This is a genomic window from Gemmatimonadaceae bacterium, from assembly GCA_019752115.1.
In the GTDB taxonomy this organism is placed as follows: domain Bacteria; phylum Gemmatimonadota; class Gemmatimonadetes; order Gemmatimonadales; family Gemmatimonadaceae; genus Gemmatimonas.
Map to the genome: position 1 here is coordinate 1 of JAIEMN010000058.1, position 8,230 is coordinate 8,230.

At 67.9% G+C, this 8,230-nt stretch carries 9 protein-coding genes; 1 reads left to right on the top strand and 8 read right to left on the bottom strand.

Annotation, left to right across the window (positions count from 1 at the left end):
- Positions 1 to 90 precede the first annotated feature (90 nt).
- The 8 genes from K2R93_19850 to mog form a co-directional block, all read right to left on the bottom strand.
- On the bottom strand, positions 91 to 498 hold the full coding sequence (locus K2R93_19850; protein MBY0492105.1) for a hypothetical protein: 408 nt from the start codon (positions 496 to 498) through the stop codon (positions 91 to 93).
- 147 nt (positions 499 to 645) lie between these two features.
- Positions 646 to 972: a multidrug efflux SMR transporter gene (locus K2R93_19855; GenBank protein MBY0492106.1), complete on the bottom strand. Its 327-nt coding sequence runs from the start codon at positions 970 to 972 to the stop codon at positions 646 to 648.
- Positions 969 to 2,153 carry a dipeptidase gene (locus tag K2R93_19860; GenBank protein ID MBY0492107.1) on the bottom strand — a complete coding sequence of 395 codons (1,185 nt, stop codon included), beginning with the start codon at positions 2,151 to 2,153 and terminating at the stop codon, positions 969 to 971. Before K2R93_19860 ends, K2R93_19855 begins: the two co-directional genes overlap by 4 nt.
- Positions 2,154 to 2,172: 19 nt before the next feature.
- Positions 2,173 to 2,511 carry a hypothetical protein gene (locus K2R93_19865; protein ID MBY0492108.1) on the bottom strand — a complete coding sequence of 113 codons (339 nt, stop codon included), beginning with the start codon at positions 2,509 to 2,511 and terminating at the stop codon, positions 2,173 to 2,175.
- A gap of 13 nt (positions 2,512 to 2,524) precedes the next feature.
- Positions 2,525 to 4,078 carry an amidase gene (locus tag K2R93_19870; protein MBY0492109.1) on the bottom strand — a complete coding sequence of 518 codons (1,554 nt, stop codon included), beginning with the start codon at positions 4,076 to 4,078 and terminating at the stop codon, positions 2,525 to 2,527.
- 196 nt (positions 4,079 to 4,274) lie between these two features.
- Positions 4,275 to 5,453, bottom strand: coding sequence for a cystathionine gamma-lyase (locus K2R93_19875; GenBank protein MBY0492110.1), 1,179 nt, complete (start codon positions 5,451 to 5,453; stop codon positions 4,275 to 4,277).
- A gap of 1 nt (position 5,454) precedes the next feature.
- On the bottom strand, positions 5,455 to 5,652 hold the full coding sequence (locus K2R93_19880; protein ID MBY0492111.1) for a Trm112 family protein: 198 nt from the start codon (positions 5,650 to 5,652) through the stop codon (positions 5,455 to 5,457).
- 13 nt (positions 5,653 to 5,665) lie between these two features.
- On the bottom strand, positions 5,666 to 6,214 hold the full coding sequence (gene mog / locus K2R93_19885; protein ID MBY0492112.1) for a molybdopterin adenylyltransferase: 549 nt from the start codon (positions 6,212 to 6,214) through the stop codon (positions 5,666 to 5,668).
- Positions 6,215 to 6,236: 22 nt separating this feature from the next.
- Here mog and K2R93_19890 point away from each other — a divergent pair, with 22 nt between their 5' ends.
- Positions 6,237 to 8,072, top strand: a complete 1,836-nt coding sequence (locus K2R93_19890; protein ID MBY0492113.1) for a glycoside hydrolase family 13 protein — start codon at positions 6,237 to 6,239, stop codon at positions 8,070 to 8,072.
- The last annotated feature ends 158 nt before the right edge of the window (positions 8,073 to 8,230 follow it).

Sequence of the window (8,230 nt, forward strand, 5' to 3'; positions counted from 1 at the left end):
GCGAGCACCTCAGATGTGCTACGCCGCGACCAGCCGGGGGAAGGCCTTTCTCATTTCAACTTGGATGTGATCAGTTAAAGACGCGACGAATCAGGCGACTGCGCGCGGAAACCCACGCGTATCCGCCAGCTGCTCGGCCACGCACACGCGATGGCCATCGGGGTCTTCGAGCTCGAACTCCACCTGCCCCGTGGGCATGATCTCCGGGCCGCGCACGAGGGGCGTGCTGCGACGTGCGTGATCGAGGAGCTGCGTCAGCTCACCGCCGCTGAGACGGATGTAGACGTCCCAGTCGTACGTGCGGAGCGTGACCGGAGAACCCGGGGCGACGCGGCGGAGCATGAGCTCCGTGCCGTCGCGGCGCAGGATGCACGCGTCGGGCGTGACATCGGCGGGGAGGGCGTCGGCGGTGAAGCCGAGGTGATCGCGATACCAGGCGAGGCTGCGCGGCAGGTCGGCGACGCGCAGGACGGGAATGATTGAAGCAAAGTACGGCATGGCGCTTCAATACCCGCAAATCAGGAATGGTGCCAGTCACGCGCCGTTGACAGTCGCGAGTGTCAACGGTCGCTGACACTTTCGCGATTCATGAACCGCGCATGGACGACACGCGCCGACGATCCGCGCCAATACTCCGCGCGCTAATTATGCGCGTGCCGACAGCTTGAGCCCCACGATGCCGGCCACGATCAGCGCGATCGACACGAGCCGCCCCACGTCGCGCGATTCGCCGTACAGCCACATCCCCACCGCGGCGGTACCCACCGCACCGATGCCGGTCCACACGGCGTACGCCGTTCCCACCGGCAACGTGCGCAGCGCCTGCGCCAACCCGTAGAAGCTCGCGATCATGGCGGCCACCGTCCCGGCCGCCATGGCAGGTTTGCGAAAGCCATCGCTCGCCTTGAGGCCGATCGCCCACACCACTTCGAGCAGGCCGGCCACAACCAGCCAGACCCAGGCGCGATTCATGGCGTGGTCGTCGCGGCGGCCGGCGGCAGCCACTGCAGCAGGAAGCGGCGGGTATTGTCGCCCATGATCTTGGCGACGTCGTCCTGCGTCAGGCCGGCCGTGAGCAGCGCATCGGTAATGGCGCCCACACCACGCGTGTCGAACGGCGTCCGGGTGGCGCCGTCGAAGTCGGAACCGAGGGCCACATGATCCACACCGGCAATCGCCACCGCGTGGCGGATCGCCTTCACGATGTTCGCCAGCGTCGGTTCACAGATCGCGCCATCCCAGTAGCCGATGCCAATCAGACCGCCATTCGCCGCGATGGCGCGCAACTGGTCGTCGGTGAGATTGCGCGGGCCGGGGCACGTCGCCGCGACACCGGTGTGCGACACCACGACGGGGCGCGTGGCCATCGCCAGCACCTCCTGAATGACCTGCGTGCTGGAGTGCGCGAGATCCACCAGAATACCCTGCTGCTCCATGCGCTGCACGACCTGCCGCCCGAGCGGCGTCAGGCCGCCGTGGGTCACGCCATGCGCACTCGCGGCGACTTCATTGTCGAAGAAGTGCACGAGCCCCATCATGCGAAAGCCGCTGGCGTACAGCACGTCCACGTTCTCGAGCGTGCCATCGAGCGCGTGCAGCCCTTCGATCGCCAGCAGCGCTCCCACCTGCACCGGATCTCCATTGCGGCGCTCGATGAACGCGGCCAGCGAATCGCGCGAGGTGATGAGCGTGAGCGCGCCGCCCGAGCGCAGCACGGCATCCTGCAACCGCTCCGCCTGATAGCGCGCCCGCGCGAGCAAACTCGTGCGCGTCGCACTGGGCCACCGCTGCGCCAAGGCCAGCAGGGCGATATTGTCGGTCTCGCCGGTGTTGTGATCGTAATTCATGCCGCGCGGGGTCTTCGTCACCACGCTGAAGACCTGCAGCGCCACATGCCCTTCTTGCAACCGTGGCACATCCACATGCCCGTGGCTCGCCTTGGCGAGCGGGTCACGCCCCCAGAGCAGCTCATCGGCGTGCAGATCGGCCACGAACAGGCGCCGATGCAGCGCTGACCCCTTGGGGGAGAGCGTGGGCGGCGTGTCGCTCACCACGGTGTTCATGCGGCGATCGACGATCGTCGGCACGATCGTAAAGAAGGCGACGAGCGCCACGCCGAGCGTGACGGCCAGGCCGATCCACACCTTTTTCATCGTCGAAAGCCGGTCAGGGTCAGCGCAAACCGCGCGGCATCGGATCGCCGCTCATCTCACGCGCATTGGGCAGCTCGGCCTTCACGCCTTCCACGCGAAAGACGCCGCAGCGATCGATCCGATCCTTCGACCGCGCATCGATCGTGTCCGGCAACGCCGAGCGATCCACGCGCATCGTATCAAGCCGGTTGCGCGCGTACGCGTAGCGCTCGACGCACACTTTCTGCATGCGTTCGATGCGCGCGAGCCGGTCGAGCCCCACATCGGTCGCGCGGCGCAGAAAGAACCACGTACCGATCGCCACGGCGACGGCACCCACGACACTCAGGACAGCCCCTACGGGCGGTTTTTCAGCCATCCCGAAATGTCGTCTACCCGATCGTCCGGAGGAACCGTGGCGCCTTGCGCGCCTTGGTGGCCTGCTCGAACGCGTACCCGTACGCCAGCAGCTTGGCCTCGGTCCAGGCCAGCCCGGTAAAGCTGAGCCCCAGCGGCAACGCGCTCGTGTACCCCATGGGGACGGTCAGCGACGGATACCCGGCCACCGCCGCCACCGACGTATTGCCACCACCGAAGTGGTCGCCGTTCACGAGATCGGTCGTCCACGCCGGACCGTTCGACGGGGCCACGATGGCATCGAGCTTGTGCTGCGCAAAGAGCGCATCGAGCCCCTCGGCGCGCGACAGCCGCCGACAGGTCGCCAGCGCCTCCACATACGCGCGGTCGGTGAGCGGTCCCCGCGCCTCCGACTGTTCGAAGATCTCCTGCCCGAACCACGGCATCTCGCGCGCCGCGTCATTGCGGTTGAACGCGATCAACGCGGCCAGCGACTTGTGAGCCGCGGTCGCGCCGCGGCTCGCCAGATAGGCATTGAGCCCGTCCTTGAACTCGTACTGCAGCACGATGTTCTCGGCCTCGTCGTATTTCCCGACATTCGGCACCGTCACCGGATCGATGAGCACCGCGCCGGCGCGCTTGAGCGCGTCCAGCGCCTGCTCGAACACGGCGTCTACCTTGGTGTGGAAGCCGGCGAGATGGCGCGCCACCCCGATGCGCGCGCCCTTGAGCGCGTCGGGCTTGAGCCCGCTCAGGTAGTCGGGCACCGCTGCCGGTGCGGCCTGCGTGGCGCTGTCCCGCGGGTCGCGCCCCGCAATGGCCTGCAGCACGAGCGCCGTATCACGCACCGTGCGGCACATCGGCCCGGCGGTATCCTGCGACGCCGAGATCGGAATGATCCCCGCGCGGCTCACCAACCCCACCGTGGGCTTGAGCCCCACGATCCCCCCGATCGAACTGGGGCAGATGATCGAGCCATCGGTCTCGGTACCGATGCCGACGGTCGCGAGGTTGGCGGCGATCGCCGTGCCGCTCCCGCTGCTCGAGCCGCACGGATTGCGATCGAGCACATACGCATGCTTCACCTGTCCACCGCGCGCACTCCAGCCGCTCGACGAGTGCGTGCTGCGGAAGTTCGCCCACTCCGAGAGATTCGTCTTGCCGATCAGCACGGCGCCAGCCGCGCGCAGCTTCTCCACCACGAACGCATCCTTGGGCGCCGGCTTCCCCACCAGCGCGAGCGACCCCGCCGTGGTCTGCATCTTGTCGGCAGTGTCGAGGTTGTCCTTCACCAGCACCGGAATCCCGTGCAGCGGCCCACGGACCTTCCCCGCCTTCCGCTCCGCATCGCGCTCGGCGGCAATCGCCAGCGCATCCGGATTGACCTCGATCACACTGCGCAGCGTGGGCCCAGCCTTGTCGATGGCGGCAATGCGCGTGAGATACGCCTGCGTCAGCGCCCGACTCGTAAGCGCGCCCGATTCCATACGCGCCTGCAGATCGGCCACCGTGGCCTCCTCAAACGCAAACGGCGCCGCGGGCTGCGCATCATCCGCCTCGTGCGCCACCGCATCCGCCGGCCGCAGCATCACCCCAGCCCCGAGCGCGCCCATCGCGCCTACAAAGTTGCGTCTGTCCATCTCGTCACCATCAGAAGTAGTTCAAAGGTTGTAGTGCCTGACCTGCGGAGGGGCGGAGGAGCGAAGCAACGGAGACGGTGAGGTGCGCCCCTTCGTTCCTCCGCAGCTCCGCCCCTCCGCAGAGCAGGCACGACCGGCTAGCAGCTCACGCCGCAGCCAGCGCCAGCGCGAGATCCGCCATCAAGTCGTGCGCATCTTCCAGCCCGACACTCATGCGGATGAAGCCCTCACTCACCACATCGCCGCCCCAGCGTGCGCGGCGTTCGGCGCTCGTGTGCAAGCCGCCAAAGCTCGTCGCCTCGTACACCAGTTCGCTGGTGGCGAAGAAGCGCGCCGCGGCCTCCGCGCTCGCGAGCTCGAAGCTGATCACGCAGCCGTAGTGCGACATCTGCTTCGACGCGATCGCATGCGCAGGATCGTCCGGGAGCCCGGGATAGCGCACGCCCGTCACCTTCGGGTGATCGGCGAGGAACTCCGCCACCGCCATCGCCGTGCGGCACTGCTGCATCAGGCGCACGTGCAGGGTGCCGAGTGAGCGGTGCGCGAGCCACGCTTCCATGGGGCCGGGGATGACGCCCATGCGCGTGCGCCACGTGCGGAGCGCCTCGGCGTGCGCCGGGTTCTTGACGGCCACGTGCCCGAGCACCAGATCGGCGTGCCCGGTCATCGCCTTCGTGTCGGAGACCACGCACACATCGGCGCCAAGCGCGAGCGGCTGCTGCAGGAGTGGCGTGGCGGTGGTGTTGTCCACCACGACTAGTGCGCCCTTCGCGTGTGCGAGCTCGGCGAGGGCGGCGATATCGCACACATCAAGCTGCGGATTCGTGGGCGACTCCAACCAGAGCAACGACACCGACCCGGCCGGCTGCGCATCGAGCAGCCGCGCGAGCGCATCGCCCGCCGTGGGCGCCTGCAGCACCTTCAGGTTCTGCTGCGCGAACCATGCGCCGGCGAAATCCTGCGTCGCGAGCACGCGCGTGGTGTAGTAGCTCTCGGTCGGCATGATCACCGTGCTCCCCGGCGTCGCCAGTGTTGCCAGCACGGCGGCAGTGGCGGCCATCCCGCTCGGGTAGAGCTGGCACGGCCCGCCCTCGAGCTCGGCGAGCGCACTCTCGTACGCCGACCACGTGGGATTATCGAAGCGGCCGTAGGTGAAGCGCGACGCCGCCGGATCACCCGGGGCGTGATACGGCGCCGCGAATACGGGGCCCGGGAGATACGGTGTGCCGGGAGCCGCGTCGGGCAGACCGGCGCGCACGACGCGCGTCGCCGGCTGCCAGAACGGTTCGGTGCCGCGATGCGCGGCGTTCGGCGCGTCGCTCATCTCAGGCGGTCGCCGGATACGCGTGGTCGTCGAGCGGCGTGGCGTCTTCGATCAGCATCACGGGAATGCCGTCCTGCACGCGATACACGAGGCGATCGGTGCGACACACCAGCGCCTCGGCGGCCGTGGTGTGGTACTCGAGCGCGCCCTTGCACTTGGGGCACACCAGGATCTTGAGGAGTTCCGGAGCGAGTGGCATACGACGGCAGAGGTCAGGACGGACGGTGATGCTGCGGAGCCTCGGCGGTGAACGCGAGCTTGGGGCCGCCGAGGAGTTCGATGCAATACGGTACCGCGGGCCACACGGCGCGCAGGCACTCTTCAATCGCCGCCGGCTTGCCGGGGAGATTGATGATCAGCGACTGGCCGCGCGACCCGGCGACCTGCCGCGACAGAATCGCGGTGGGCACGGTGCGCACCGACACCGCGCGCATCTGCTCACCAAAGCCAGGCAGCAGCCGGTCGCAGACGGCCACTGTGGCTTCGGGGGTGACATCGCGCGGTGCCGGTCCGGTCCCGCCGGTGGTCACGATGAGCGGGCAGCGCAGCGCGTCGGCGAGCTCACGCAGTGCGGCCTCGATCGCCGGCTGTTCATCGGGGACCAGCCGGTAGGCGGGCGCCCACGGCGTCGCGATCCAGCGCGTATACACCGCTTCGATCGCCGGCCCGGACTTGTCCTCGTACACCCCGGCCGACGCGCGATCGGAGATGGTAACGATTCCAAGCGGAAACGGAGCGGTCGAGCCGTGCGGAGCAGACATACCGTAAAGTAGCTTCTCCCTCATGCCTGCGCCCCGTCTGTCGCTGCTCCTGCTCTGGCTGTCCTGCACCGCGTGCTCGGCGGGCGCTGTGGAGCAGCCCTCGGTCACGCCGCCGCCACCCGTGCCCGTGGACACGCTGCCGATCGCCTTCGTGCACGATCCGCAGAATGCCACCCACCTGTCGGCCGCCAACGGCGCACTCTCCATCCGCTTCCGGTCCACTCCCGGGCGCGTCACGGCGGCGGTCGTCGAGGCGAATGGCCTCACGGGCGCCATGCAGCCGCAGTTCCGCTATCGCGGCCAGGACGTCTGGCGCGGCACGCTGCCGGTGGGCGTCGCGAGCTATCGCATTCGCGTCACCACTACCAAGGGCGACAGCACCTTTGGCCCGTTCACCGTGCCCACCGGCGTCTTCCAGTCGGTCGCCTGGGTTGGACGCAGCGTCGGCTATCAGATCTTTCCCGAGCGCTTCTGGAACGGCGATCCCTCGAACGACGCGCTCACGCTGAGCACCGATGAGCACGTATTCATGCCGCAGTGGGCCGTGCCGCAGCTGCGCCCGTGGCGCGGCGCACCGGTCACCGACCAGCTCTGCTGCCACGAGTACTTCGGCGGTGACCTCGCCGGCATCACGCAGCGCCTCGATTCGCTGCGCGCCCTGGGCGTGACGATGCTGTATCTCAACCCGATCTTCAGCTCGGGGAGTGCGCACGGCTACGACACCTACGATTACCTGCAGGTCGAGCCGAGCTTCGGCACCGAGGCCACGCTGCGCACGCTGCTCGACGCGGCCCATGCGCGCAGCATGAAGGTGCTGTTCGACTTCGTGCCCAATCATGTCGGGCTCGGCTTCCCGCGCTTTCAGGACGCCGTGAAGAACGGGCCGACCAGTGCCTCATGGAACTGGTTCACCTTCACCGTGCCCGCCGCGCAGATCCAGATCGGCAACCCCGCGCACTACGCCACCTTCGCGGGCAGCGGCGCGATGCCCAAGCTCAACACCGCCAATCCCGAGGTGTTGAACTACCTCATGCAGGTCGCCCGCACCTGGATGCAGTTCGGCTTCGACGGCATTCGCGTGGACGTCCCCAACGAACTCCCGAACGCCGCCGCCTTCGCGCGCGCGTTGCGTGAAACCGCGAAGAGCGTGAAGAGCGACGCCTATGTCGTCGGGGAGATCTGGGACCGCGCCCCGTCGTGGGTGCAGGGCGATCAGTACGACGCGCTCATGAACTACGCCGTCGGTCAATCCATCGTGGAGCCCTTCGTGAAGGGCATCATGAGCGGCAGCGACGCCGCCGACAATCTCGGGCTGGTATTCATGGAGTACCCCGAGGCGTCCACCGCGATGGCGTTCAACGTCATCGCCACCCACGACACCCCGCGCCTCCTCACCAAACTCGGCGCCGGCCCCCTCGGCACGACCCCCGCGAGCGATGTCCTCGCCCGCCAACAGCTCGCCACCGCGATGCTCTTCGCCCTCCCGGGCGTCCCCCTCACGTTTCAGGGCGACGAATGCGCCTTCACCGGCGCCATGAACGAGAATCGCTACCCCGTGCAATGGGACCAGTGCAGCGCCACCATGCGCGCGCACTACACGCAGCTCGCCGCCGTGCGCGCGAACACCCCCGCACTAACCTCCCCCGCACTTCGCATCGCCAGCAGCAGCGGCAACGTCATCGCCTGGTACCGCGGCGAAGCCGGGCAGGGCGAGGTCCTCGCCATTTTCAACGCCGGCCTGGCGCCAATCGCCTACCCCCTCCCCACCGGCATCTGGACCAATCTCATCACCCAACAACAATCCCCCCCCACCCCAACCATCCCCCAACTCAGCTGGCTCCTACTCCGCCGCAACTAACCGCCCCTCCCGCAGTTCGTATACGCCCCACGTATACGCCCCACGTATACGCCCCACGTATACGCCCCACGTATACGCCCCACGTATACGCAGTACGTATACGCAGTACGTATACGCAGTACGTATACGCAGTACGTATACGCAGTACGTATACGCAG